The sequence below is a fragment of the Paraburkholderia aromaticivorans genome, assembly GCF_002278075.1.
GTDB lineage: Bacteria > Pseudomonadota > Gammaproteobacteria > Burkholderiales > Burkholderiaceae > Paraburkholderia > Paraburkholderia aromaticivorans.
Genome location: NZ_CP022989.1, coordinates 2,255,714 through 2,281,378, shown reverse-complemented (window position 1 = coordinate 2,281,378; position 25,665 = coordinate 2,255,714). Strand labels below are relative to the sequence as shown.

At 63.0% G+C, this 25,665-nt stretch carries 25 protein-coding genes and 3 tRNA genes; 4 read left to right on the top strand and 24 right to left on the bottom strand.

Annotated features, from left to right (window positions below; genetic code table 11):
* Positions 1 to 274: 274 nt before the first annotated feature.
* The 5 genes from CJU94_RS10515 to uvrC form a co-directional block, all read right to left on the bottom strand.
* Positions 275 to 348: transfer RNA gene (locus tag CJU94_RS10515), tRNA-Cys, on the bottom strand.
* Positions 349 to 453: 105 nt separating this feature from the next.
* A tRNA-Gly gene (locus tag CJU94_RS10510) sits at positions 454 to 529 on the bottom strand.
* A gap of 75 nt (positions 530 to 604) precedes the next feature.
* Positions 605 to 680: transfer RNA gene (locus tag CJU94_RS10505), tRNA-Gly, on the bottom strand.
* 216 nt (positions 681 to 896) lie between these two features.
* Positions 897 to 1,490, bottom strand: a complete 594-nt coding sequence (gene pgsA / locus CJU94_RS10500) for a CDP-diacylglycerol--glycerol-3-phosphate 3-phosphatidyltransferase (RefSeq protein WP_095418632.1) — start codon at positions 1,488 to 1,490, stop codon at positions 897 to 899.
* A gap of 133 nt (positions 1,491 to 1,623) precedes the next feature.
* Entirely contained in the window at positions 1,624 to 3,831 is a 2,208-nt protein-coding gene (uvrC, locus tag CJU94_RS10495) for an excinuclease ABC subunit UvrC (protein WP_095418631.1), read from the bottom strand.
* Between the two features lie 262 nt (positions 3,832 to 4,093).
* On the opposite strand from uvrC, the gene earP reads away from it, so the two are divergent.
* The 3 genes from earP to CJU94_RS10480 all read left to right on the top strand — a co-directional run bounded on the left by earP (position 4,094) and on the right by CJU94_RS10480 (position 6,756).
* Positions 4,094 to 5,287, top strand: a complete 1,194-nt coding sequence (gene earP, locus CJU94_RS10490; RefSeq protein WP_095420291.1) for an elongation factor P maturation arginine rhamnosyltransferase EarP — start codon at positions 4,094 to 4,096, stop codon at positions 5,285 to 5,287.
* Positions 5,288 to 5,696: 409 nt separating this feature from the next.
* The gene (gene efp, locus CJU94_RS10485) at positions 5,697 to 6,254 is read left to right on the top strand and encodes an elongation factor P (protein ID WP_007180988.1); all 558 of its coding nucleotides are present in this window, start codon (positions 5,697 to 5,699) and stop codon (positions 6,252 to 6,254) included.
* Positions 6,255 to 6,549: 295 nt separating this feature from the next.
* Complete coding sequence (locus CJU94_RS10480) at positions 6,550 to 6,756, top strand: CsbD family protein (RefSeq protein ID WP_095418630.1); 207 nt, start codon at positions 6,550 to 6,552, stop codon at positions 6,754 to 6,756.
* 58 nt (positions 6,757 to 6,814) lie between these two features.
* Here the strand turns inward: CJU94_RS10480 and CJU94_RS42245 are convergent, their stop codons facing one another.
* Entirely contained in the window at positions 6,815 to 6,946 is a 132-nt protein-coding gene (locus CJU94_RS42245; protein WP_279636581.1) for a hypothetical protein, read from the bottom strand.
* 102 nt (positions 6,947 to 7,048) lie between these two features.
* Here CJU94_RS42245 and CJU94_RS10475 point away from each other — a divergent pair, with 102 nt between their 5' ends.
* Positions 7,049 to 8,431: a sigma-54-dependent transcriptional regulator gene (locus tag CJU94_RS10475; RefSeq protein WP_095418629.1), complete on the top strand. Its 1,383-nt coding sequence runs from the start codon at positions 7,049 to 7,051 to the stop codon at positions 8,429 to 8,431.
* Between the two features lie 99 nt (positions 8,432 to 8,530).
* Here CJU94_RS10475 and nagZ read toward each other — a convergent pair whose 3' ends face one another.
* The 18 genes from nagZ to fabD form a co-directional block, all read right to left on the bottom strand.
* Positions 8,531 to 9,559: a beta-N-acetylhexosaminidase gene (gene nagZ, locus CJU94_RS10470; protein ID WP_095418628.1), complete on the bottom strand. Its 1,029-nt coding sequence runs from the start codon at positions 9,557 to 9,559 to the stop codon at positions 8,531 to 8,533.
* A gap of 69 nt (positions 9,560 to 9,628) precedes the next feature.
* A complete protein-coding gene (acpS, locus tag CJU94_RS10465) occupies positions 9,629 to 10,060 on the bottom strand; it encodes a holo-ACP synthase (protein WP_095418627.1) in 432 nt (143 codons plus the stop codon).
* A gap of 23 nt (positions 10,061 to 10,083) precedes the next feature.
* Complete coding sequence (gene pdxJ / locus CJU94_RS10460) at positions 10,084 to 10,848, bottom strand: pyridoxine 5'-phosphate synthase (RefSeq protein WP_095418626.1); 765 nt, start codon at positions 10,846 to 10,848, stop codon at positions 10,084 to 10,086.
* Positions 10,845 to 11,762 carry a DNA repair protein RecO gene (gene recO / locus CJU94_RS10455; RefSeq protein ID WP_095418625.1) on the bottom strand — a complete coding sequence of 306 codons (918 nt, stop codon included), beginning with the start codon at positions 11,760 to 11,762 and terminating at the stop codon, positions 10,845 to 10,847. The genes pdxJ and recO overlap by 4 nt, the downstream gene beginning before the upstream one ends.
* Positions 11,749 to 12,648 carry a GTPase Era gene (gene era, locus CJU94_RS10450; RefSeq protein WP_095418624.1) on the bottom strand — a complete coding sequence of 300 codons (900 nt, stop codon included), beginning with the start codon at positions 12,646 to 12,648 and terminating at the stop codon, positions 11,749 to 11,751. The genes recO and era overlap by 14 nt, the downstream gene beginning before the upstream one ends.
* Before the next feature lie 54 nt (positions 12,649 to 12,702).
* The gene (gene rnc, locus CJU94_RS10445) at positions 12,703 to 13,950 is read right to left on the bottom strand and encodes a ribonuclease III (RefSeq protein WP_095418623.1); all 1,248 of its coding nucleotides are present in this window, start codon (positions 13,948 to 13,950) and stop codon (positions 12,703 to 12,705) included.
* Between the two features lie 174 nt (positions 13,951 to 14,124).
* Entirely contained in the window at positions 14,125 to 15,018 is an 894-nt protein-coding gene (gene lepB / locus CJU94_RS10440; RefSeq protein WP_095418622.1) for a signal peptidase I, read from the bottom strand.
* A gap of 18 nt (positions 15,019 to 15,036) precedes the next feature.
* On the bottom strand, positions 15,037 to 16,830 hold the full coding sequence (gene lepA, locus CJU94_RS10435) for a translation elongation factor 4 (RefSeq protein WP_095418621.1): 1,794 nt from the start codon (positions 16,828 to 16,830) through the stop codon (positions 15,037 to 15,039).
* Positions 16,831 to 17,077: 247 nt separating this feature from the next.
* Positions 17,078 to 17,371, bottom strand: coding sequence for a glutaredoxin family protein (locus CJU94_RS10430; protein WP_095418620.1), 294 nt, complete (start codon positions 17,369 to 17,371; stop codon positions 17,078 to 17,080).
* A complete protein-coding gene (locus tag CJU94_RS10425; RefSeq protein ID WP_095418619.1) occupies positions 17,368 to 18,885 on the bottom strand; it encodes a DegQ family serine endoprotease in 1,518 nt (505 codons plus the stop codon). Before CJU94_RS10425 ends, CJU94_RS10430 begins: the two co-directional genes overlap by 4 nt.
* Before the next feature lie 35 nt (positions 18,886 to 18,920).
* The gene (locus CJU94_RS10420) at positions 18,921 to 19,964 is read right to left on the bottom strand and encodes a MucB/RseB C-terminal domain-containing protein (protein ID WP_095420290.1); all 1,044 of its coding nucleotides are present in this window, start codon (positions 19,962 to 19,964) and stop codon (positions 18,921 to 18,923) included.
* A gap of 4 nt (positions 19,965 to 19,968) precedes the next feature.
* Positions 19,969 to 20,601 carry a sigma-E factor negative regulatory protein gene (locus CJU94_RS10415; RefSeq protein WP_095420289.1) on the bottom strand — a complete coding sequence of 211 codons (633 nt, stop codon included), beginning with the start codon at positions 20,599 to 20,601 and terminating at the stop codon, positions 19,969 to 19,971.
* 83 nt (positions 20,602 to 20,684) lie between these two features.
* The gene (rpoE, locus tag CJU94_RS10410) at positions 20,685 to 21,284 is read right to left on the bottom strand and encodes an RNA polymerase sigma factor RpoE (RefSeq protein WP_006051939.1); all 600 of its coding nucleotides are present in this window, start codon (positions 21,282 to 21,284) and stop codon (positions 20,685 to 20,687) included.
* Between the two features lie 101 nt (positions 21,285 to 21,385).
* Positions 21,386 to 21,871: a protein YgfX gene (locus tag CJU94_RS10405; protein ID WP_341868339.1), complete on the bottom strand. Its 486-nt coding sequence runs from the start codon at positions 21,869 to 21,871 to the stop codon at positions 21,386 to 21,388.
* Positions 21,872 to 21,885: 14 nt separating this feature from the next.
* On the bottom strand, positions 21,886 to 23,124 hold the full coding sequence (gene fabF, locus CJU94_RS10400; RefSeq protein ID WP_095420287.1) for a beta-ketoacyl-ACP synthase II: 1,239 nt from the start codon (positions 23,122 to 23,124) through the stop codon (positions 21,886 to 21,888).
* Between the two features lie 339 nt (positions 23,125 to 23,463).
* Positions 23,464 to 23,703, bottom strand: coding sequence for an acyl carrier protein (gene acpP, locus CJU94_RS10395; protein WP_004197638.1), 240 nt, complete (start codon positions 23,701 to 23,703; stop codon positions 23,464 to 23,466).
* A 151-nt stretch (positions 23,704 to 23,854) separates the two neighbouring features.
* Complete coding sequence (gene fabG / locus CJU94_RS10390; RefSeq protein WP_095418618.1) at positions 23,855 to 24,604, bottom strand: 3-oxoacyl-ACP reductase FabG; 750 nt, start codon at positions 24,602 to 24,604, stop codon at positions 23,855 to 23,857.
* 99 nt (positions 24,605 to 24,703) lie between these two features.
* Positions 24,704 to 25,639, bottom strand: coding sequence for an ACP S-malonyltransferase (fabD, locus tag CJU94_RS10385; protein ID WP_095418617.1), 936 nt, complete (start codon positions 25,637 to 25,639; stop codon positions 24,704 to 24,706).
* Positions 25,640 to 25,665: the final 26 nt, after the last annotated feature.

Genomic DNA, 25,665 nt, shown 5'->3' with positions numbered 1-25,665 from the left:
CGGCAGTGCGCAGAATTAGCGCGACTGTCAGGAGCGATTCTGACTCGGTAACGACGAGCTAACGACAGGCTCGCTGGACGAGTTCGGGACAAGCTGCGAGCAAGAAGAATGGATATGCGCTAAACACGCCGATCATCGCGACGGCCAACTGGCTCGAGACAGCGTGCACTCGTGATGAGTACCGCCACCGTGCGAGCGTCTGCATTCGTGCGGCCGGAGAATGCACAAAAAAGAAAAGCCCCGACGGGTCGGGGCTTTTCTTGACATCAACTACTGGAGGCGCGAGCCGGAGTCGAACCGGCCTAAACGGCTTTGCAGGCCGCTGCATAACCGCTTTGCTATCGCGCCGCAAGCGGACTGGAACCTAGCAACAGATTCGCAGATTCTGTCTGGTGGACAACCGGAAAGACCGGACCACCAAACAAAAAGGGAAGCGTTGCTTCCCCTTATGTATGGAGCGGGAGACGAGGCTCGAACTCGCGACCTCAACCTTGGCAAGGTTGCGCTCTACCAACTGAGCTACTCCCGCATTGCACTGCTTCACAACGCGCTGCCTGTTCACTTAGCCAAACTACTTCGCGAAACAATGCGCTGCTTAAAAAATTGGAGCGGGAGACGAGGCTCGAACTCGCGACCTCAACCTTGGCAAGGTTGCGCTCTACCAACTGAGCTACTCCCGCATTGTGCTGCTTTTGCCCTGCTAACTGCTGCCTTGTTACTGCAACTACGCGCTTACTGCCACCGACGTTTCGAACTGCGTGCATCGGAGAAACGAGATTATGGAGAAACGACTGAAACGTGTCAACCCCTTTTGCGAATCTCTTTTACCGAACAGATTTCACTCACGCTGCAGCGAAGTTCGGACACGCGCCAGACGCCTTCACCACGTCGCGCAATCAGGCCGCACCGCTTCGCTCGCGAATCTGCGGCCATGCGAGTTTCATGTAATAGAGCATCGACCAGATGGTCAGGAACGCGGCCAGATAGATGAGCCACAGGCCCCATACACGCGTGTCGATCACCACGCCACCACCGAACGGCAGCGGACCATAAAACAGCAGCATGGGGATCGCCACCATCTGGCAAACCGTCTTGAACTTGCCAAGCGAATTGACCGCGACGCTCTTCGACGCGCCGATCTGCGCCATCCACTCCCGCAGCGCCGAAATCGCGATCTCGCGCCCGACGATCACGAGCGCAATCGCCGAATCGATTCGCGCGAGTTGCACGAGCACCAGCAACGCGGCGGTCACCATCAGCTTGTCGGCGACCGGATCGAGAAACGCGCCGAATGCCGAGGTCTGATTCCACTTGCGCGCCAGAAAGCCGTCGAACCAGTCGGTCAGCGCCGCCAGAATGAAGATCGTCGCGGCCGCCAGATTGCGGTGCGCGGGGCTCATCATCATGTCGGGCAAATAGAACACGCCGACGACGAGCGGAATCAGGACGATCCGCAGCCAAGTCAGGAAAATCGGGAAATTAAACGGCATGGGCAGGCGCAGCGTCTGGCAAGGGAGATGCAATTGTGCCGTGTCACAGGGCCTGCCACAAGCAAAGCGGCGCGCGGGTCCTCAGCCGCGCGCCGCTCGAAGGCCATGAGCGGTCCGCCCAGACCCGCCGCAATCAATGCAACTGGCGGTAAATCTGCTCGGCGAGCGCCTGCGAAATGCCCTCCACGCTCGCCAGGTCTTCGACACTGGCGGCGACCACGCCGCGCAGTCCGCCAAACCGCGCGAGCAGCCGTTGGCGCCGCTTCGCGCCCACGCCTTCGAGTTCTTCGAGCCGCGAGGTCTGGCGCGTTTTGCCGCGCTTCGCGCGCATGCCGGTGATGGCGAAGCGGTGCGCTTCGTCGCGAATCTGCGCGACCAGCATCAGCGCGGCGCTTTCCTTGCCGAGCTCGAGCGGCGCGCGGCCGTCGGCGAAAATGAGCGTTTCGAGGCCGACCTTGCGCCCCTCGCCCTTCGCGACACCGACCAGCATGCCGGTATCGAGACCCAGTTCTGTGAACACCTGGCGCGCGATTTCGACCTGACCCTTGCCGCCGTCGATCAATACGATGGTCGGCAAGACGCCGCCGGCCGCGACCGGCTCCGCAGCGTCCGACGCAAGCGACGGATCCGCGGCCGCGTCGCTTTGCAACGCGGCGGCTTCGTCGGCGGCATTCGCGGCGGCTTGCGCGACCATCTTCTCGTAGCGGCGCGTGAGCACCTGGCGCATCGCGGCGTAATCGTCGCCGGGCGTAATGCCGGTGATGTTGTAGCGGCGGTATTCCGAGGACTGCATCTTGTGATGGTGATACACCACGCACGAGGCCTGCGTCGCCTCGCCCATGGTGTGGCTGATGTCGAAACATTCGATGCGCAGATGCGCGAGATCGTCGCACTCCATGCCGAGCGTGTCGGTGAGCGCACGCGTGCGAGCCTGTTGCGAACCCTGTTCCGAGAGCAGGCGCGCGAGCGCGAGCCGCGCGTTCTGCTCGGCCATGGCGAGCCACGCGCGCCGCTGTCCTTGCGGCTGACGCAGCACGGTCACCTTGTGACCCGCCTGCTCGATCAGCACGTCGACCAGTTCGCGCGTGGCGGGCGCGTGGCTGACCACCAGCACCGGCGGCACGCGGTTGCCCAGATAATGCTGGGCGATGAACGCTTCTAGCACTTCGGATTCGATGCCGCCGGCTGCGCGGCCTTTGCGCGGTTTCGCGGGTGCAGAGTCGGAGTCGGAGTCGCCTTCTTCGGACTCGGTGTCCTGTTCGCCCTGTTCGTCCGGTTCGTCCTGTTCCCGCTCTTCGTCTTCCGGGGGCATATCTCGCGCGATCGCGAGGGCGTCGGCGGTGGCGGCCGACTCCGCCTTGCCATCCATGTCCTCTTCGGCGCGCGAGCCGGGATCGGCAGCGACATCGGCCGGCGCCACGTCGCCTTCCGCCAGCCCGCCCTCATCCGCCGTCAACGCGCTCTCCACATGCGCCGGGAAGTACGCCTTGTCGCCCAGATGCCGTCCGCCGCGCACCATCGCAAGATTCACGCAGACACGGCCGCCGAGCGCGACCACCGCGAGAATATCCACGTCGCTGTCGCTGCCGACTTCGATCGCCTGCTGATGCAGCACTGTCGACAGCGAACTCATCTGGTTACGCACCGCCGCAGCCTGCTCGAATTTCAGCTCGCTCGCGAAGGCGTGCATTTTCTGCTCGAGCTCGCTCATCACTTCGCCCTGGCGGCCGAGCAGAAAGCGCGAAGCGTTGGCGACGTCGCGCGCGTAATCCTCTTCGCTGATGGCCGCGACACACGGCGCCGTGCAGCGGCCGATCTGATGCAGCAGACAGGGCCGCGTGCGATTGTTGAACACGGAGTCTTCGCAGGTGCGCAACTGAAACACGCGCTGCAGGATCTGGATGCTCTCGCGCACCGCCCACGCACTCGGAAACGGACCGAAGTACTGATTCTTGCGATCCACCGCGCCACGGTAATACGCCATGCGCGGAAACTTGTGCCCGGTGAGTTTCAGGTAGGGGTACGACTTGTCGTCGCGAAACAGAATGTTGTAGCGCGGCGCAAGCGCCTTGATCAGATTGTTTTCGAGCAGAAGCGCTTCGGCCTCGGAACGCGTGACGGTGGTTTCGATGCGCGCAATGCGCGTCACCATCATCGCGATACGCGGCGATAGCAGCGTCTTCGTGAAGTAGCTCGAGACGCGCTTCTTCAGGTCGCGTGCCTTGCCCACGTAGAGCACCGCGCCGTGCGTATCGTAATAGCGATAGACGCCGGGCAGATGCGGCAATTGGGTGAGCACTTTTTTCGGCTCGAAAGCGTCGGTTGCTTCGGGTTCAGTCATGCAGAATCGGTTGGGTGGGACGTCTGGCGAAGCCTTGCCCCGTGTGCCGCGCGCTTCCTCGAAGCTCAGTACGCCTCGCGCGCGCAATCGTGAACGGGTGCTTTAGAATCGCCAGTTTAGAGCATTCCGCGTGCGTTCGAACCCTGTCGCCTCGATTCGGCCCACGCGTCCGCGGCCGCCGGTAACGTCGCGCCGCAGCAGGCTCCGATTGCGCGAACTGCGCCGCTCCTTCCATCCGTTCCAATCCGCGATCCAGGCCACCATGTCTTCCGCCACGCCCCAACCTGACCACGCCAACGACGCGCCCGCGGCGATCGCCTGCGACATCTTCTGCGCGGTGATCGACAATTTCGGCGACATCGGCGTGTGCTGGCGCCTCGCGCGCCAACTCGCGAGAGAACACGGCTGGCAGGTGCGCGTGTTCGTCGACGACCTGCAGGCATTTCGGAAGCTGTGCCCGTCGCTGATGCCGCAGCGCGCTCGCCAGACGGTGAGCGGCATCGTCGTCGAGCACTGGCACGAGCCGACCCACGCGGGCGATACGCTCGAAGTAGCCGATGTCGTGATCGAGGCGTTCGCCTGCGAACTGCCGCCCATCTATGTCGCCGCGATGGCCGCGCGCGAGCGCTCGCCCGTCTGGCTCAACCTCGAATATCTGAGCGCGGAGGACTGGGTCGCGGATTTTCATCTGCGGCCGTCGCCCCATCCACGCTATGCACTCACCAAGACCTTCTTTTTCCCCGGCCTCGGCCCGGGCACCGGCGGCGTGCTGAAGGAACGGCAGCTGGACGGCGCGCGCGCGGCTTTCGAAGCGTCGCCAAGCGCGCACGAGGCCTGGTGGCGGCAAGCCACTGGCCACGCGCCGCCGCCCGCCGCGGCCACCGTCGTCTCGCTGTTCGCCTACGAAAATCCCGCCGTCGACAGCCTGCTCGAACAATGGCGCGACGGCGCCCGCCCGGTCGTCCTGCTGGTGCCCGAAGGCCGCATCTCGGGGGCGCTCGCGCGCTTCTTCGGCCTGCCTTCGTTCGCTGCCGGCTCGCACGCCGCACGCGGAAACCTCAGCGCACATGCGCTCGCCTTCACCGACCAGGCCGGCTACGATGCGCTGCTCTGGGTCAGCGACATCAATTTCGTGCGCGGCGAAGACTCGTTCGTGCGCGCGCAATGGGCTGCCAAGCCCTTCGTCTGGCACATCTACCCGCAAGCCGACGACGCCCATCTGCCCAAGCTCGACGCGGCGCTCGCGCACTACGCGCGCACCCTGCCCACCGACGCGCGCGACGCCCTTGGACGTTTCTGGCACGCGTGGAACGGCGCCGGCCGGCCGGACTGGGCGGAATTGCAGCATCACTTGCCGGCGCTCGAGCGCCGTGCGGCCGAATGGGCCGGCGAGCTGGCTCAAGTGGGCGACCTCGCCGGAAATCTGGCCTTGTTCGCAAAAACTCAGTTAAAATAAGCGGTTATCCAACGGCCGACGACGCAAGCGCGGCCCGATCGCAGCGGCAGAATCCGGCCAATTGGCTTGACCGGCCCGTCGACCCCGTATCGAAAGATGCGAGACAGTCCCCACATCAAAGTGTGAATGGCTGAAATGTCAAAAAAGGGACGTATGTTGCGGATCGGCGCCACTCGTGTACCCGCCCGCACAGGGTAAAAAGCAGGTAACGGAATGCTGGGAATGGCACAGGCCGAAAGTCGCGGCCCGAGAGCCAGCCCCCGCGGCAAGCCGGCCACGCCTTTACTCGCTCGCAACCCGCCAGGCCGCTTCAGGCGGCGCGGCGCGCAGCGGGCGAAACGCCGAAGCCGCTTGCGCCGTATGCCGTTGAGCAAAAGTTGAAGCTACTTATTTCGTACAGGACAGTTTTATGAAGACCGCACAGGAACTCCGCACCGGTAACGTCGTGATGATCGGCGCAGACGCAATGGTTGTGCAAAAGGCCGAATACAACAAATCGGGCCGCAACTCCGCCGTCGTCAAGATGAAATTCAAGAATCTGCTGACCGGCGCAGGCATGGAAAGCGTGTACAAGGCTGACGACAAGTTCGACGTCGTCGTGCTGGAGCGCAAGGAAGTCACGTACTCGTACTTCGCTGACCCGATGTACGTGTTCATGGACGCCGACTACAACCAGTTCGAAGTCGAAAGCGAAATGATGGGCGACGCCCTTCATTACCTCGAAGACGGCATGGCTTGCGAAGTCGTGTTCTACAACGAGAAAGCCATCTCGGTCGAACTGCCGACCACGCTGGTCCGCGAAATCATCTACACGGAACCGGCTGTCAAGGGCGACACGTCGTCGGGCAAGGTGTTGAAGAACGCCAAGCTGAACACCGGTTTCGAACTGCAAGTGCCGCTCTTCTGCAACATCGGCGACAAGATCGAAATCGACACGCGTACGCACGAGTACCGCAGCCGCGCTTAAAGCGCCCTGCTCGCTTGAATCCAGCGCCGCCACCGCGGCGCTGAGAAAAAATGGCAAAAAAAAGCGCCCACATTGGGCGCTTTTTCTTTTTCTTGCTGCCGTGTATGGTTGAGGAAAACTTTACCGGCAATCTTCTCGGAATTGCACACCGCCATCCCAAATTTTCCCGTGCCGAGCCCAGCAAGTCATTGATTAATCTACGCAAATCATGTTGGCACAGTTCATGCTTATCTCAGAACATAGGCCGAAACGGCTTTAGAAACGGCTTTAATTTCTTCAACTCGGGAGATGCCACATGAATAACGACATCGCTGAAGGCAAATGGAAGCAGATGGTCGGCAAAGCCAAGACGGCGTGGGGCGAACTGACAGATGACGAATTGACCAAGGCCGAAGGGCGCGCTGAGAAGCTGGTCGGTCTGATCCAGGAACGTTACGGCAAGACGCGCCAACAAGCCGAACTCGAAGTGCGCCGTTTTTTCGATAGCAACCGGGATTTCTGACAGCCCGACTGAAGGAAATACAGGTGCCGCCCAAACTTACAACACGTCAGGATGGGCTTCACAGTGTGCTAACGCACAGGTCGAGCAGTACCCGAATCGGATTGCCGCGCGCCTGCCTGAAGTCCCACACGCCGCAAAGCCAGCCGGGTCCGGCCGCCGCTCTCGCCCCGCACAGGCGTGGCGCGGGCATGCGGCACTGCTTTCGACCGTACCGGCCTGCTTCGCGCCCCGTACCGCGCGCCGATGTACCGGCGCAGCGGGCTGTTCATCCATCTAAAAAATTGCGCTCGCCATGCCACACGCCCTGATTGTTGAAGATGATCCTAATAGCCTGTCGGGCCTGTCCGCCATCCTCGCCGCCGACGGCTTCTCCGTCGACACCGCGACCACCATTGCGGAGGCCCGGGCCGCGTTGACACGCTTCATTCCCGACGTCGTGCTGGTCGACCTGAATCTGCCGGACGGCAGCGGGCTCGATGTGCTGCAGCATCTGCCCGCCCATCCGCCTGGCGGCGCCCTGCCCGTGATCGTGATGACCGGCAATGCGACGGTGGAAAGCGCAATCGAGGGATTGCGGCACGGCATCTGGGACTACTTGCTGAAACCGGTCAACATTCCGCGCTTACGCAGTCTGCTCGCGCGCATCCCGCGTCCGTACGAACTGACGGAAGAAGTGCAGACACTGCGCGCGTCGCTGCGCCGGCTAGGCCGCTTCGGTTCGATGCTCGGCCGGAGCAGCGCGATTCAGCACGTGTACGACACGATCGAGCACGTTGCGCCGACTGAAGCCGCCGTGCTGATTTCCGGCGAAGTCGGCACCGGCAAGCAGACGGCCGCGCGCACTATCCACGATATGAGCCGGCGCCGTAAAGGCCCGTTCGTCACGCTGGATTGCCGCAGCGCTGGCAGCGCGGGCGCGCCGCGCTCGCTCGACAGCCTGCTGTTCGGCCACGAACGCGGTGCGTTCAGCGGCGCCGAGCAGCGCGAACCGGGCCTGTTCGAGCAGGCGAGCGGCGGCACGCTGTTCATCGACGAAATTGCCGAATTGCCGCGCGACCAGCAGGAAGCGCTGTTGCGTGCGCTCGATTCGCAGACCTTCATGCGCGTGGGCGGGACCAATCAGGTCGTGACGGATTTCCGGCTGATCGCCTCCACGCGCAAGGCTCCGCGCGCGGCGGTGGCCGACGGCAGCCTGCACGCAGATCTGGCGCTGCGCCTCGAAGCGGCCGCCGTGACGCTGCCGCCGCTGCGCGAGCGTGGCGAAGATCCGGCGCTGATCGCCCAGGCGGTTGTCGACGATCTGAACCACGAAGGGGCAGCGGGCGGCACGCCGGGAGCCACCAAGCAGATCGGACCGAACTTTCTGCGCGAGTGTCTCGCCTACGAATGGCCGGGCAATGTGCGCGAGTTGCAAGACCGCGTGCGGCGCGCGTATCACGCGTCCGGCGACGTGCTGGAGTCGTTGCGCGCCGATGAGGCGGGCTCGGCCAATGGGCGCGATCTGAACGGCAGCCGGGTGCAGGTGACGGTGGGCACACCGCTCGCGGACGTGGAGGAAATGCTGATTCGCGCCACGCTCGACGCGGTGGGCGGTACACGTCACCGGGCGGCGTCGCTCCTCGGCATCAGTCCGAAGACGTTGTACAACAAGCTGCAACGCATGCGCTTGAACTGAGCGCCGCCCGGCGTCCCGACGTTCGAGATTCGCTTCAGTTGAAAAAACGGCACCTTCGAGGTGCCGTTTTCCTGCCCGCTTATCCGCCGCTCACGCCACTCAGGCGAACGCGCTACGCAACAATGCCTGCGCCTGCAGATACTGCGGCTCGGCGACCAGCTTGCTCCACTTCAAGGCCTTGCCGCGCGGGCGCATGCGCTTGAGCCGCCGCTGCGATTCCTTCGACGGCGTGAAGCGCAGCGCATCCAGCACCTTCTCCGCCTCGTCTGGCTGATTGCAGATCAGCACCATGTCGCAGCCGGCCTGCAGCGCGGCGGTGGCGCCCTCGGTCAGCGTGCCGCCCTGGCGCGCGGCTTCCATGGAAAGGTCGTCGCTGAAAATCGCGCCTTCGAAGCGCAGCTTGTTGCGCAGAACGTCCTGCAGCCAGACGCGCGAGAAACCCGCCGGCTTCGCATCGATTTTCGGATAGACCACGTGCGCGGGAATGACCGACCCCAGCGACAAACCGAGCCAGTCATAAGGCGCCGCGTCGTCATGCAGGATTTCGTCGAGCGAACGGTCGTCGACCGGCATGGCGACGTGCGAATCCGCCTGCGCGAAGCCATGCCCCGGAAAGTGCTTGCCGCAATTGCTCATGCCCGCCAGCGCGAGCCCGTGATTCAGGCTCTTCGCCAGCAAGGTCACCACGCGCGGATCGCGGTGGAACGAACGGTCGCCGATCACCTGCGATTGTCCGTAGTTCAGGTCGAGCACCGGCGTGAAGCTCATGTCGATACCGCACGCGCGCAACTCCGTCGCGAGGATATAGCCGACAGCGGTCGTCACTTTGGTGGCGTGCAATACATCGCTGTCCCACAACGCGCCGAGCTTGCCCATGGCCGGCAGCACCGTGAAGCCGTCGGTGCGAAAGCGCTGCACGCGGCCGCCTTCGTGATCGACGGCGATCAGCAGATCCTCGCGGATCGCGCGGATCGAATCGGTCAGCGCGATCAGCTGCGCGCGGCTCTCATAGTGGCGCGCGAACAGGATCACACCGCCGGTCATGGGATGCGCAAGGCGGCGCTTGTCGTCGTCGTTCAGCGTTTTGCCGACCACGTCGAGCATCACGGGTCCGGGTTTGGTTTTCATCGATTTCCGCTGGAAAAAGCCTGAAGCAAAGGAAGACGCGGCCGGCGTGCGCCGCGCCCGGAATATTTTCTATTCGGCGGCGCCAAGCGCCGCGGCGGGCCGCGTCTGCGCGGTTTCCGCGATCACGAACGACACCGCATAATCACGCTCGTCGCTGATCGTGACGCGCGCCGTGATGCCGCGTGCGTCGAGCCATTCGGCCAGCTCGCCGGAGGCGACCACCATCGGTTCGCCGCTCGGCTTGTTGAGCGTTTGCAGCGCGCGCCACGTCATCGGCCAGCGCATGCCGAGGCCGATCGCTTTCGAAAACGCTTCTTTCGCCGAGAACCGGGTGGCGAGAAAGGCGAGCCCGCGCGCCGCCGAGCGGGCGTGCCGCGCATGATAGACGCGCAGTTCGTCGGGGCCGAGCACCTTTTCGGCGAAACGGCCATGGGTGCGTGTCATGACCGCGGCCACGCGGCTCACCTGAACGATGTCGGTACCGATGCCATAGATCGTCATGCGCGAGCCGCCGCCTCAGGTTATCAGGAGCGCGCGCCGAGACGCGCGGCGACCATGATCGCCTTCATCTCGCGCACCGCGTTGTCCCAGCCGGCAAAGATCGCATGCGCGACGATCGCGTGGCCGATATTCAGTTCGTCGATGCCCTCGATCGCGGCAATCTGCTGGACGTTCGTATAGTGCAAACCGTGCCCCGCGTTGACCTTGATGCCGAGCGTCGCGCCGAAATCGACGGCGCGCACCACGCGCTCGAATTCGCGCTGCTGTTCGGCGGGATCGTGGGCTTCGGCGTAACGGCCGGTGTGCAGTTCGATCACCGGCGCGCCGGCTTCGTGCGCGGCGCGAATCTGCGTTTCTTCCGGATCGATGAAAAGCGACACCCGCGAGTTCGCTGCAGCGAGTTGCCTGCAGGCGGCGCGCACGGTTTCGAACTGGCCGGCGACGTCGAGGCCGCCCTCCGTGGTCAGCTCCTGGCGCTTTTCCGGCACGAGGCAAACGTCGTGCGGCTGGACTTCACAGGCAATGTCGAGCATTTCCTGTGTGACCGCGCATTCGAGATTCATGCGCGTCTTCAGGAGCGGGCGCAGCTTGCGCACGTCGGCATCGACGATATGACGGCGGTCTTCACGCAGGTGCAGCGTGATGACGTCCGCGCCGGCCTCTTCGGCCATCAGCGCGGCGCGGATCGGATCGGGGTAGGAAGTGCCGCGCGCGTTGCGCAGCGTGGCGACGTGATCGATGTTCACGCCCAGGTCAATCACATTCGGCGACGTAAGAAAGAAGCTCATAAGTTCTGCAAGTCGATCAGGATCTGGCGCGTCGCGAGCGGCGTGCCGCCAAGGTAAGTGTTGAGCAGAAAGCGCATCAGCGTCTTGCTTTGCGCCACGGTCTGCGCTCGATGGTAATCGTCCTGCTCCATGTCGAGCAAGGTCTGACCGGCGATCACCGGCCATTGCGCGGGCAGATCGTCGGAAGCCTCGCGCACGCCGCGCTCCGGGTCGAACACATAGCGGCCGTCGGCGCGCACCGCTTTGCGCGCGACGGTGCGATCCAGCGCCATCGCATAGCCGGTTTCGCGCAGCAGCACGCGCTCGAATGAACGCAACACCTGCACGGGTGGCTCGTCGTGCGCGAGACGCGTCATCGTGACGACGTAGTGATGGAACAGTTGCGGATGCGGGTCTTCGCGCGCGCAGAACTTGACCAGCAGTTCGTTGACGTAGAAGCCGCACAGCAGCGCGTCGCCAGCCAGCGGCAACATGCCGCCGACCCACTCGGCACCGGTCAGCGTGCGCACTTCGGATTTTCCCGACCATGACAGCGCGAGCGGCTGAAACGTCTGCAACACACCGCGCAGCGCCGAATGCGGACGCTTCGCGCCCTTCGCGACGAGCGCAAGACGGCCGTGATCGCGCGAGAGCACGTCGATGATCAGACTGGTCTCGCGATACGGATAGCTGTGGAGAACGAAAGCGGGTTGCTCCGCGATCCGATAGTCGGACGCGGAGGTGCGTGGCGCCCGGCGGGACGGTGCGCGGGCCGGCGACTTCTGCGGCTCGCCCTCGGCGCCCGGCGTGGTCTTGCTGGAAGATTTTCGGTTGCTACGAGCGGGTTTGGACGGCTCGCGTGCCGGCGCGGCCGGCTCCGGGTCGTCCGGGTCAGCGTCGGAATTCAGCGTCATCCACGCGTCATTCGTACCCATACGCACGAAGTCCGGCTTCGTTGTCGGCCCAGCCGCTCTTCACCTTGATGAAGGTTTCCAGATACACCGGACCGTCGAACAGCTTTTCCATGTCGTGGCGCGCTTCGGTGCTGATCTGCTTCAGCTTGGCGCCCTTCTGGCCGATGATCATTGCCTTGTGCGTATCGCGGTCGACCATGATGGTCGCGAAGATACGGCGCAGTCGCCCTTCGGTTTCGAACTTGTCGATCAGCACCGTGCTCGTGTACGGCAGTTCGTCACCGGTCCAGCGGAACACTTTCTCGCGCAGGATTTCCGCGGCGAGGAAACGCTCGCTGCGATCGGTCAGGTCGTCTTCGCCGTAGATCGGCGCGCCTTCCGGCAGGAACGGCTTGACGGTCGCCATCAGACGCTTGATGTCGTCGGTATTTTTCGCCGACAGCGGCACGATCTCGGCGAACTTGTGCAGCCCGCTGACCTGCTGCATGAACGGGAACAGCGAGTCCTTATCCGACACGCGATCGAGCTTGTTCGCGATCAGCAGCGCGGGCACCGACGGCGGAATCAGGTCGAGCACTTTCTGATCGTCCGGGCCGAAACGGCCCGCTTCGATCACGAACAGGATCGCATCGACCGAAGTCAGCGTGGACGTGACCGCGCGATTGAGGGAACGGTTCAGCGCGCCGCTATGCTTGGTCTGAAAACCCGGCGTGTCGACGAAAATGTATTGCGCGTCTTCGAGCGTGTGAATGCCCGTGATGCGGTGGCGCGTAGTCTGCGCCTTGCGCGACGTGATACTGACTTTCTGGCCGACCAGCGCGTTCATCAGCGTGGACTTGCCGACGTTGGGGCGGCCGACGATCGCGACCATGCCGCAGCGAAAACCAGTGGGAGTGGGAGCGTTCATATTCGGGCTACGGCAAGTTCGGATCGACACGCGCGATAGGCGCGCCGATGGCAATCAATGGCCCGCGTCGGCGACGCGCGTTTGCACCGCGTCGGCTACGCCGGGTTCGTGTTCGGTCGGTGCTGCGGTGCCGGGTGCGGCCTCGCGGTTGCGAAGTTTGTCGACGCCGCGCGCGGCGGCGGCGTCCGGTTTGGCTTCGGCGGATTTTGCTTCCACGGACTTTGTATCTGGCTTTTCGGCGGGCTTTTCGGCGGGCTTTTCGGCGGATTTCTCCGCCGCTGCTTTGTCCGCGGGACGGTCGCCCGCGTGGCCCGCGTGGGCGGCCGACTTTTCTGCCTTCTCAGCCTTTTCCGCGCGCTCGGCTTTATCTTGTCCGCTGTACTCCACATGCGCGGCGCGAATTACCGCCAGCGGCGCGGCGACAACGCCCGGCGCGGACCGCTCAGTGGCGGAGTCCGCCGTGGCCGCCGTCCGGCCTTCACCGCGACCCGCTGCACGCTCGCTCTTGCGATCCGGACTGCGCAAATCCAGCGCGGCTTGCACGCCGGTCACGCCGGGTACGATCTCCGGTTCGACGTGCTTTGCCGCACGAGCGCTTTTCGAGCGCTTGGGTTTGGCGACCATGGCGGGCGCCGCTGCCATCACCTCGTCGAGCGCTTTCTTGGCCGCCGCCTGCTCCGCCGCGCGCCGGCTTGCGCCGGAACCGGAAACTTTCACATCCAGCTTCGGCACCGTGCATTCGACTTCGAATTGCTGATTGTGCGCCGCACCATGCGTGGCGACGACCGTATAGGTCGGCAGCGCGATCTTGTGGCCTTGCAGATATTCCTGCAGCAGCGTCTTGGCATCTTTGCCGAGCGTGCGCGGGTCGATGTGATCGAGAATCGGCACGTAAAGACGCTTGATGACCGTCTGGGCGGCCTCGAAGCCACCGTCGAGGAACACTGCGCCCAGCACGGCTTCGAGCGTGTCAGCGAGGATCGAGGGCCGGCGAAAGCCACCGCTGCGCAATTCGCCTTCGCCTAGCCGCAGGCCTTCGGAGATATTGAGGGCCTGAGCGATTTCGTAAAGCGACTGCTGTTTGACCAGATTGGCACGGACGCGCGACAGGTCGCCTTCGTCCAGTTTGCCGAAACGTTGGAACAAAAGCGCAGCCACCGCGCAATTGAGAACGGAGTCGCCGAGAAACTCGAGCCGTTCGTTATGCGTGGAGCTATGACTGCGGTGCGTTAAAGCCTGGCGCAACAATTCCGCATTGCGAAATTCGTAGCGCAGACGGCTTTCCAACGGAGATAGGGGCATGGGCAGAGTATAACGCGGGCGCCTGACCCGGCGAAAACGCGGGACAGCCAGCGGAAAAAGCGTGGTGAAGCGACGTTACCGCAGGATCTTAAAGTAGCGTGATAACACGCCGCGAGTCGCATGGCCTTGCACAGGCCAACCCCGCGGCGTGTCGTGCAAACGACGCACGCGAACTCAGTTGAATGAGCCGATGCGTTTCAGATTGCTGAAGTTCATCCAGATAAAAAACGCGCGGCCGACGATATTGTTGTCCGGCGCAAAACCCCAATAGCGGCTATCCGCGCTGTTATCACGGTTGTCGCCCATCATGAAGTAATTGCCCGGCGGCACTTTGCAGATCACACCGCGCGCGTTGTACGTGCAGTTGTCGCGATACGGATAATCTTCCGCGCCGACGATGAACGGCGGCACAGCGGGATTGTTCAGAATCGCATTCTTGCGGCCGTCGAGATTTTCCTCGAATTGCTTCGCGTAGCCCATGCGTTCGTCGTCGAGGTAATCAGGCAGCGGCGTTTCCGGCACCGGCTTGCCGTTGATCGTGAGCTGCTTGTCCTGATACGCGACGGTGTCGCCAGGCAAGCCGATCACGCGCTTGATGTAGTCGACCGATTCGTCTTTCGGGTAACGGAACACCACCACGTCGCCACGTTGCAGCGGACGGCCTGCGGTGATTTTCGTGTTGGTGATCGGCAGACGGATGCCGTAGTCGAATTTATTCACGAGGATGAAGTCGCCGACCAGCAGCGTCGGCACCATCGAACCCGAAGGAATCTTGAACGGCTCGACCACGAACGAGCGCACCACGAACACCACCAGAATCACCGGGAAAAAGCTGGCCGAATACTCGAGCCACCACGGTTGGCGCAGCTTGTCGTCACGCAGGCGCGCACGCGTTTGCGCCGCGTTTTCGTCGGCGAAACGCTCGCCCACGCGTGCCTGCTGGCGGTCGAACTCGGCGACCGCGGCCTCCGCCGCGCGCCGCCGTTGCGGCATGAAAACCAGTTTGTCTGCGACCCATGCGACGCCCGTCAAAATGACGAGCACAAAAAGAATCAGCGCAAAATTCATAGGGTTCCGTTGTTCGTCTTATTTGTCTTCGACACGCAGAATGGCGAGGAAAGCCTCTTGCGGAATCTCGACCGATCCCACCTGCTTCATTCGCTTCTTGCCTGCCTTTTGCTTTTCCAGCAGCTTCTTCTTACGAGAAATGTCGCCGCCGTAGCATTTTGCCAGCACGTTCTTACGCAACGCTTTAATGTTTTCGCGCGCAATAATATTCGCGCCGATGGTGGCCTGAATCGCCACGTCGTACATCTGGCGCGGAATTAGTTCGCGCATTTTCGCCGCGACTTCGCGGCCGCGATACTGGCTTTGCGAACGATGGACGATGACCGACAACGCGTCGACCTTGTCACCGTTGATCAGCATGTCGACCTTCACCACGTCTGCCGCGCGATATTCCTTGAACTCGTAATCCATCGACGCATAGCCGCGCGAGATCGACTTCAGGCGATCGAAGAAATCGAGCACGACTTCGCCCATCGGGATTTCGTAGGTCAACTGCACCTGACGGCCGTGATACTGCATGTTGATCTGCGTGCCGCGCTTTTGCGTGCACAGCGTGATCACCGAGCCGACGTAGTCTTGCGGCATGTACAGATTCACGGTGACGATCGGCTCGCGCACTTCTTCGATCTTCGACGGTTCCGGCATCTTGGCCGGGTTCTCGACCATGATGGTCGTGCCGTCACGCTGCAGGACCTCGTACACCACGGTCGGCGCCGTGGTGATCAGGTCCATGTCGAACTCGCGCTCGAGACGTTCCTGCACGATCTCCATGTGCAGCAGACCCAGGAAGCCACAGCGGAAACCGAAGCCGAGCGCCTGCGACACTTCCGGCTCGTACATCAGCGAGGCATCGTTCAGTTTCAGCTTTTCCAGCGAATCACGCAGCGCGTCGTACTGGTTCGCTTCGACCGGATACAGCCCGGCGAACACCTGCGGCTTCACTTCCTTGAAACCCGGCAGCGGCTCGGCGGCCGGACGGTTCACCAGCGTGACCGTGTCGCCCACCTTCGCCGCGGCCAATTCCTTGATGCCGGCGATGATGAAGCCCACCTGCCCGGCCGACAGCGATTCGAGATTCTTCGACTTCGGCGTAAACACGCCGATATGCTCGACCGGATACTGCGCGCCGGTCGCCATCATGCGGATCTTGTCCTTGGGACGCAGCGTGCCGTTGACGATACGCACCAGCATCACGACGCCGACGTAGTTGTCGAACCACGAGTCGATGATCAGCGCCTGCAGCGGCGCTTGCGGATCGCCCTTGGGCGGCGGCACTTTGGCGATCAATGCTTCGAGCACGTCTTCGACGCCGAGGCCCGTCTTCGCGCTGCAATGCGTGGCGTCGGTCGCGTCGATGCCGATCACGTCTTCGATTTCGGCGATCGCGTTTTCAGGGTTCGCCGCCGGCAGATCGATCTTGTTGAGCACCGGAATCACGTCGACGCCGAGCTCGATTGCCGTGTAGCAGTTCGCCACGGTTTGCGCTTCCACGCCCTGGCTCGCGTCGACGACCAGCAGCGCGCCTTCGCAGGCGGACAGCGAGCGGCTGACTTCGTACGAGAAGTCGACGTGGCCCGGCGTGTCGATCATGTTCAGGTTGTAGACCTGCCCGTCACGGGCTTTGTACGTCAGTGCGGCGGTTTGTGCCTTGATGGTGATGCCGCGCTCGCGTTCGAGATCCATCGAATCGAGCACTTGGGATTCCATCTCGCGGTCGGACAGGCCGCCGCAGATCTGGATGATGCGATCGGCGAGCGTCGACTTGCCATGGTCGATGTGCGCAATGATCGAGAAGTTACGAATATGATCCATTCAGTGCCGATCAAGCGAAAAAGGCGCGCTCGGACAATAGCGGAGCACGCCTTGTAAGTAGGTGAAAAACCTATCTATTTTAGCCGAAAAGGCTATCGCCCGGGCATCTTGCGAAGCCCGGGCGGAAAAGACGGCTCAGCAGCCATCTTGCATGGGACTGCAACAGGCGCATTGGCGCACGTAACCGCTAAAACGCCAACGCTGATCCAGAGGTGAGGTGTGAAACCCGGAGTGGACAGCGCGACGCTTATGCTGCGTTCGAACCCCGGTACAGGTTCAGGTGTGCGCCGCGATCCCGCGTGGCGAGCGCGGCACGAACCCGCGCTACGTCGAGGTGATAGTGACACAGTTCGACGCCGTCACAGACCAGAACCGGTACCAGCTCGTTGTAACGGGCTTCCAGCGAGGGATCGGCGTCGACGTCGATCACCTCGACCTGCGCGCCGAACTCGGCCAGCAAGGGCTCGAGCGCGGCACGCATGTCGTCGCAAAGATGGCACCACGCGCGCCCGTAGAGCGTGAGCAGCACCGCTTTCGTCATTTCTGCGCGCTGCGCGGGCGGATCGGCACGAACTGCGTGTTCTCGCCGCGGCGAACCAGCAACGCGACCATCTTCTGCGAATCGAGGCGCGAACTCACGTCGTCGAACTGCTTCGCGCTCGTGATGTCCGTATCGCCTACCCGCAGGATGATGTCACCCTTTTGCAAGCCGACGCGCGCTGCGGGACCGTCCGCGGCGTCGACCTGCACACCGTTATGCAGCTTCAGCGCCTTCAACTGGTCGGGGGGGATGTCGCTGACGGCGAGGCCCAGCGCGTTCGTGGCACGCTGCTTCGGCGGCTGCGGCTTCTTCTGGTCCGCCTTGGCCGTCTTGTCCGGCTGCATCTCGGCGATCGTCACCGGCAGATCACGTGTCTGGCCCTTGCGCCAGATCGTGATCGTCGACCTCGTGCCCGGCTTCGTGTCGCCGACCATGCGCGGCAGGTCGGTTGCCGTGTCGACCGAATGGCCGTTGAACTTCAGGATGATGTCGCCCGGCTGCACGCCGGCCTTATCCGCCGGACCGCCCGGTTCGACGCTGCTGACCAGCGCGCCCTGCGCCTTCGGCAGGCCGAGCGAATCGGCCACGTCTTTGGTCACTTCGCCGATCGCCACCGCGATCCTGCCCCGCACGACCTTGCCCGACGCCTTCAACTGATCGGCCACGCGCATCGCCTCGTCGATCGGAATCGCGAACGAAATGCCCATGAAACCGCCGGTGCGGCTGTAGATCTGCGAGTTGATGCCGATCACCTCGCCTTGCATATTGATGAGCGGACCGCCCGAGTTACCCGGATTGACCGCCACGTCGGTCTGGATGAACGGCAGATAGTCGCCCGTGTCGCGCCCCTTGGCGCTGACGATACCGGCCGTCACCGTATTCTCGAGACCGAACGGCGAGCCGATCGCGACCACCCATTCACCGACGCGAACCTTGTTCGAGTCGCCGATGGTAATGGTCGGCAGATTGGCCGCGTTGATCTTGACGACCGCGACGTCGGTACGATCGTCGACACCGATCAGCTTCGCCTTGAATTCGCGCTTGTCGGTGAGCGTGACGTAAATTGTGTCCGCGTCGTCGATGACGTGCGCGTTGGTCATCACGTAACCGTCCGCCGACAGGATAAAGCCCGAGCCCACGCCGCTGTTCTGTTCCGGATCGCTGCTATCCGGCGAGTCCTGGCTGCCGCCGCTACCGCCACTGCCGCCGTTGTCGCCGCCGCGCGGCGAACCCGGCGATTGCGGGGACTGCGGCAACGGAATGCCGAAGAAGCGCCGGAAAAACTCCGACATGTCGCCGTCGTCCATGCCCGGCGGCAACCCGCTGCGGGCGCCGCTGCTCGACACGCGTGTGGTCGTGCGAATGTTGACGACCGCCGGGCCGACCTTGTCGACGAGGTCAGTGAAGTCCGGCAGATTGACGGCGGGAGCCGCCGACGCCGTATGCGGCAGGAGCGGCAAACACGCCGCTACCACCGCGGCCGCGAGGAATTTGCGCACCGAGAAAGTCGTCATATCGTAGCAAGCCGAGGGATTCAGGATTCGGAGGATTACTTGGGAGCTTTGTATTCTATGGCAGACGCAAATTGCTGCAATGTGGTCTGGGGCACTTCACCAAGAAGAGTAATCCAGAAGTCACCGCGACGCTTGACGAGCACGTGCGTGGCGCCGCTGCTGCCCGCGCCTTCCTTGCGCGTGTTGTTTTCCACCGGTTCGACAAACACCGAAATGGCCGCGAGGCCATCGGAGAACACCGCCTGATCGACCGGAATGGTCGGCTGGCCCGCGTCGCGCGCAGCCATGGGACGGCGCAGTTCACGGATCTTGCGGAAGCCGGGCACTGTCGGCGCGATCTGCCAGCCTTGCGCAGCCATGTCCACAGGCTCGACCGGCGGGTGCACCACGGTCCAACCCGCCATATTACGAATACCGGTGACGATGCCGGCCTTGTCGACCGGCACGCCGATCCGAATTTGCGAAAACGACAATTGCTCGAGCACCTGGCCATTCGGGTCGAGCGTCTGGGCACGCAGCAGGAGACCGGTTTTCTTGTCTGCCCACAGCTTGTACGCAAAGCGATAGGCGTCTTTCGGATCGAGTTCGATCACCTGGCTATCGACACCGGCGACACGGTCGTCGCCGAGCAGCTTGGGTTCGTAGACCGACAGCACCTGCTCGCCGCTGACGGCAAGCAGCGCCGGGAACGAGTCCTTGTTCTGACGCTTCTCGACGACGCACAGATGCCGCTCCGGCACGAACGTGTAGAGCTCTTCGTTATGACGCAGCATTTTGCGCGGCTTGCCGTCGAGGCTTTCGAGCTGCTCGAACTCGCCATCCGTACGGGTCGCGTAGTGCGCGATCCGCGACGTTTGAACGAAATTGCCGCGCTGGTAGACGAACGCGCCCTCGTAATTTTGCTGCTGCGCGGCCTGATGGATGCGATCGAGAAGATCCGCAGCCGTGCGACGGGCCACGAGCGGATCGTCGGTTTGTGCAAAGACCCGCGGTGTAGCGGACAACAATACGGCTGCGCAGAACAGAAATGCCGGCAGCCGCCCCCAGATAGTCGTTTTATTCAACCGCGGAATCTGCATCAAACTATTGGCCTTGCGTAGAAACAGCGGCAGCACGAATCAGCGGCATCGAGCCCGGCATGACCGGTTGTTGCGCGAATTGCTGGTGAGCTTCCAGATACTGATCGAGACTCGCGTCACGAATGATGTTGGCGTCTTGCGCGACTGGCTGAACCGTAGCCGCCGGCACCGAAGCCATGGCCACGCGTTGCAGCGCATCACCATGCGACTGGACCGAGGCGAGTTGCGCCATGCCCGGGTCGCCCGGCACGCCTTGCAGCTGCGGCACGACGATCCACGTGAGCGTGGCGGCAGCGGCCGCGACCGCAAAGGCCGGCACAACACGGCGGCGCAGCGCCAGCAACCGGCGCGCAACCGGCATGGCGGCGGGCGCCAGCACATGCGGCTCGTTGTCCAGGCGCGCGGCAAAACCGCTCAGGAACGCGCTGCTCGCCGCCGGGCTGACCGCCAGATCGTCAGAACGCAAAGCGTCGCCGATCAGGTGATAGCTCGACCAGGCGGCGCGATCCTCGCCATTCAGCCCGGAAATAAACGTGTCCAGATTCAGATGCTCTTCGCCGACCAGCTCACCATCGACAAAAGCGGACAGACGCTCGCCGCGCGAGCTGGCTTGCGATTGCATCGAGACCGACCCCATGATGCTCCCCATCTTACAAATACCCCGTAGTGACACCACTAATCCAGATATTGCACCCGCGCCCCGCCCGGCCGCCTGGTGGTTTACCAGCGCTTGCCTTCAGGTGTGTCAAGCAACGGACGCAATTTTGCCGCAATGGCTTCGCGAGCGCGGAAAATTCGTGATCTGACCGTGCCGATTGGGCAACCCATCATCTCAGCGATTTCCTCGTAGCTCAAACCTTCAATTTCACGAAGAGTAATGGCGGTGCGCAGCTCTTCCGGTAAAACCGCCATCGCAGCATTGACCGTCTCAGCGATCTGCTTGCTCATCAACATCGACTCAGGCGTGTTGATATCCCTTAGTTGGTCCGCGTCCGAGAAAGTTTCAGCTTCTTCAGCATCTGCTTCGGTCGAGGTCGGCGCGCGCCGTCCCTGGGTCGCAAGGTAGTTCTTTGCCGTGTTGACGGCAATCCGGTACAACCACGTATAAAAGGCCGATTCCCCGCGAAACTGCGGCAACGCCCGGTACGCCTTGATAAAAGCGTCCTGAGCGACGTCTTCCACCTCGGCGGGGTCGCGCACGAGGCGCGAGATCAGCCGGAGAATCTTGCGGTGGTATTTGGAGACCAGAAGCTCGAACGCGGCCTTGTCGCCCTTCTGGACGCGTTCGACCAGCACCTGATCAATTTCTTTTTCGCTCACCTGATAAATCCGTTAACTATAGGGCGCATGGCGGGGCACCATTGTAGCGTCCCCATCAACTAGGCACGTTACGCCGGTAACAGCGGTTACAGTCGTTACAGTCAGGCGCCGGCGCCACGCCGGCCCAGCACGGCCAGTTCCCGGAAGACGGGCGCCGGGAGCGCGTCGGCGGCCAGCAGCAAGGTCCGCGAGCGGCCCTGTTCCGGCCGCAGCGCCAGAATCAGCAAGCGGCCGCTCCACTGCGAACAGCCGGTAATGCGCCCTTGCGCCAGCAGCGCGCCTGTCCGGCCCCATAGGGACAACCCGTGCGCCCCGATTTTCAGCGCGACCGGCCGCGCGCGCTCATATCTCAGTGCACAAAGCGTGAGCCATGCCCATATAACGAGCGTCAACGGAACCGCCTGCGAGGCGCCCAAATGCGACGCGAGGCAAGCAAAAACGGCCGACGTCGCCGTCAGGACGAAAACGGCCAGCGCAGCCCATATAGCAACGGAGCGCCGCAGCGCAATTCGCTGCGGCGCTCCGTCGAGGGTTGCAGATTCAGGGGAAAGCGCCGGCAAAACCGGCGCCGTCGACTGGCGCGCCACCAACTATCAGGCGATCAGGCGCGCTTGAAAACCAGCGTGCCGTTCGTGCCGCCGAACCCGAACGAGTTCTTCAGCGCCACGTCGATCTTCATTTCCCGCGCGGTGTTGGCGCAGTAGTCCAGATCGCAGGCCGGATCCTGGTTGAAGATGTTGATCGTCGGCGGCGACACTTGATGATGCACGGCCAGCACGGTGAACACCGACTCCAGACCGCCGGCGCCGCCCAGCAGGTGCCCCGTCATCGACTTGGTCGAGTTCACGACCATGTCTTTGGCGTGGTCGCCGAAAGCGCGCTTGATGCCGGTGGTTTCAGCCAGGTCGCCGAGCGGCGTGGACGTGCCGTGCGCGTTCAGGTAATTCACCTGATCCGTGTTGATGCCCGCGTTCTTCAAGGCGGCCAGCATGCAGCGGCGCGCGCCGTCGCCGTCTTCCAGCGGCGCGGTCATGTGATAGGCGTCGCCGCTCATCCCGTAGCCGCTGACTTCGGCGTAAATCTTCGCGCCACGCGCCTTCGCGTGCTCGTATTCCTCGAGCACCATGACGCCGGCGCCCTCGCCCAGCACAAAACCGTCGCGATCCTTGTCCCACGGACGGCTCGCCGTGGCCGGATCGTCATTGCGTTGCGACAGCGCACGCGCCGCCGCAAAGCCGCCGACGCCCAACGGCGACACGGTCGATTCCGCGCCGCCCGCGATCATTACGTCGGCGTCACCGTATTCGATCAGGCGCGAAGCCTCGCCGATACAGTGCAGGCCCGTGGTACAGGCGGTGACGATCGCCAGATTCGGTCCCTTGATGCCGAACTTGATCGACAGATGACCGGAAATCATATTGATGATCGACGCCGGCACGAAGAACGGCGAAATACGGCGTGGGCCGCGATTGAGCAGTTCGGTTTGCGTCACTTCGATCATCGGCAAGCCGCCGATGCCCGAACCGACCACGACACCGATACGCTCCGAATTCTCGTCGGTGACTTCGAGGCCGCTGTCCTGCATCGCCTGGATGCCTGCAGCCACGCCGTAATGGATGAACGTATCCATGTGGCGCGCTTCCTTACCGGGGATGTAGTCCTCGATATTGAAGCCCTTCACCTCGCCGGCGAAACGAGTCGAAAAGTTCGACGCATCGAACTTCGTGATATTGGCAATACCCGACTTGCCAGCGACCAGATTGGCCCAGCCGTCGGCAACATTATTGCCAACAGGCGAAATCAGCCCCAGGCCTGTAACAACAACACGACGGCGGCTCACGGTAACCCCTTTTTCATAGATGACAAAAACAAAAGCCACAGCGGCCTCAGGAACCTGCCCTGTGTGCCCCGTGGCTGTTAGGCGCCCACACACCCGGTGCTTCGCACCAGGCCCCCCCGACGGGAGCAATCCCCAAAGGGTACTTCCTGCGGGGCGGAAAACGCGGGGCGGCCCGGCGTTTTCTTGAAAGTCGGCAATCGCGCGAAAAGTTGCGCTTTCAACATCGCTGGCTCCTGCGTGGCAAAACGCGCGGCAAAAAGCGCCAACCCTGCTGGCGTCGGCAACCGACACGGCAGGGTGTCATACGCCGCCAACGCAGAAACGCAGGCGCGAATGACCTTAGGCCTTGACGTTCGCGCGAGCGTAGTCGATTGCTTGCTGAACGGTGGTGATCTTCTCGGCTTCTTCATCCGGAATTTCCATGCCGAACTCGTCTTCGAGGGCCATCACGAGTTCAACGGTGTCGAGCGAGTCGGCGCCGAGGTCGTTCACGAACGAAGCTTCGTTCTTGATCTCAGCTTCTGCAACGCCCAGTTGTTCTGCGACGATCTTCTTGACGCGCTGTTCGATATTGTCCATTACCCCTCCAAGGGAAAAGAAGTTCAAAAATACAGGTGCGCGCATTTTATCAGGTTTGACCCGGCAAAAAAGCGGCGCATCGGGTTGCTGTCAAGGCATGCGCCTGACACATTTACAAACGCATCAAGGCGCGGATAGTAACCGAATTTGGTTACGACATGTACATCCCGCCGTTCACATGCAATGTCGTGCCGGTGATATACCCGGCTTGCGGGGACGCCAGAAACGCCACGGCGTGCGCGATATCTTCCGGACTGCCGAGGCGCCCTAGCGGAATCTGCGTCTTCAGCGCCGTTTGCTGGTCTTCCGGCAAGGTCTTGGTCATGTCGGTATCGATGAAGCCGGGCGCGACGCAATTCACCGTGATGCCGCGACTGCCGATCTCGCGTGCCAGCGCGCGCGTCATGCCCGCCACACCCGCTTTCGCGGCGGCGTAGTTGACTTGCCCCGGGTTGCCGGCCGAGCCGACCACCGACGTGATGTTGATGATGCGGCCGCCCTTCGCCTTCATCATGGGCCGCAGCACAGCGCGCGACAGACGGAACACCGACTTGAGGTTGGTGTCGATCACCGCGTCCCAGTCGTCGTCCTTCATGCGCATGGCGAGTTGATCCTGCGTGATGCCGGCGTTGTTCACCAGCACATTCAGCGCGCCGAATTCCTTCACCGTGCCGTCGATCAGCGCTTCCGCCGCCGCCGCGTCGTTCACGTTGAGCACCGCGCCACGGCCGTTCACGCCGGCCGCACTCAGCGCTTCGCTGATCGCGGCCGCGCCGCTTTCGCTGGTCGCCGTGCCGATCACCGTCGCGCCCTGGCGCGCCAGTTCCATCGCGATTGCACGGCCGATGCCACGCGAAGCGCCGGTCACGATTGCGATCTGTTTATCGAGAGTCTTTTCCATCTTGTCAGTCCGGATGCCCTTCGGAGGGCTGATTGATTCGTGATGCGATGTACTGATGCCAGTGCGCGGCGCGTGCTGTCAGTCACGCACCCGCTTTGCTCAGCCTGCCGTCACCAGGTTGAGCGTCTCTTCGAGCGAAGCCGGATCGAAAATCGACGCGCCGACCAGATTGCCGTCGATACGCTTGGTCAGTCCCGCAAGGACCTTGCCCGGACCGCATTCGATCACGTGGGTGACGCCTTGGGCCGACATTGCCTGAACGCCCTCGACCCACCGCACCGCGCCGGCCGCCTGGCGCACCAGCGCATCCTTGATGCCAGCCGGTTCGTTGACCACCGCGACGTCGACGTTGTTGACGACCGGAATGGCCGGCACCTGCACGTCGACGCTCGCCAGATACTCGCGCAATTGGTCCGACGCGGGCTTGAGCAGCGACGAGTGGAACGGCGCCGAAACCGGCAGCGGCAGCGCGCGCTTGGCGCCCTTCGCCTTTGCGACTTCGCAGGCCTTTTCCACCGCGGCCTTGTGGCCCGCGATCACGACCTGCGCCGGCGCATTGAAATTGACCGCTTCGACAACGCCCGCAACCGATGCTTCGGCGCACACCGCGCGCACCGTGTCGTCGTCGAGACCGAGAATCGCGGCCATGCCGCCTTCACCGACCGGCACCGCCGTTTGCATGGCTTGCGCGCGAAAGCGTACGAGCGGCACGGCATCGCGAAACGCGATTGCGCCCGCCGCGACCAGCGCGGTGTATTCACCCAGGCTATGGCCAGCGAGAATCGCCGGTTTCGGACCGCCGGCCTGCAACCACGCGCGATACATCGCGTAAGAGGCGGTCAGCATGACCGGCTGCGTGTTGGTGGTGAGGTTCAGATCTTCGGCGGGGCCTTCGGCAATCAGCTTGCCGAGATCCTGGTTGAGCGCATCGGAGGCTTCCTGGATCGTCTCACGCACGACCGCGTGATCGGCAAACGCGTTGAGCATGCCGACCGACTGCGAACCCTGGCCGGGAAAAACGAACGCAAATTTCATATCGTCCCCAAAATCGATGTTGTCAG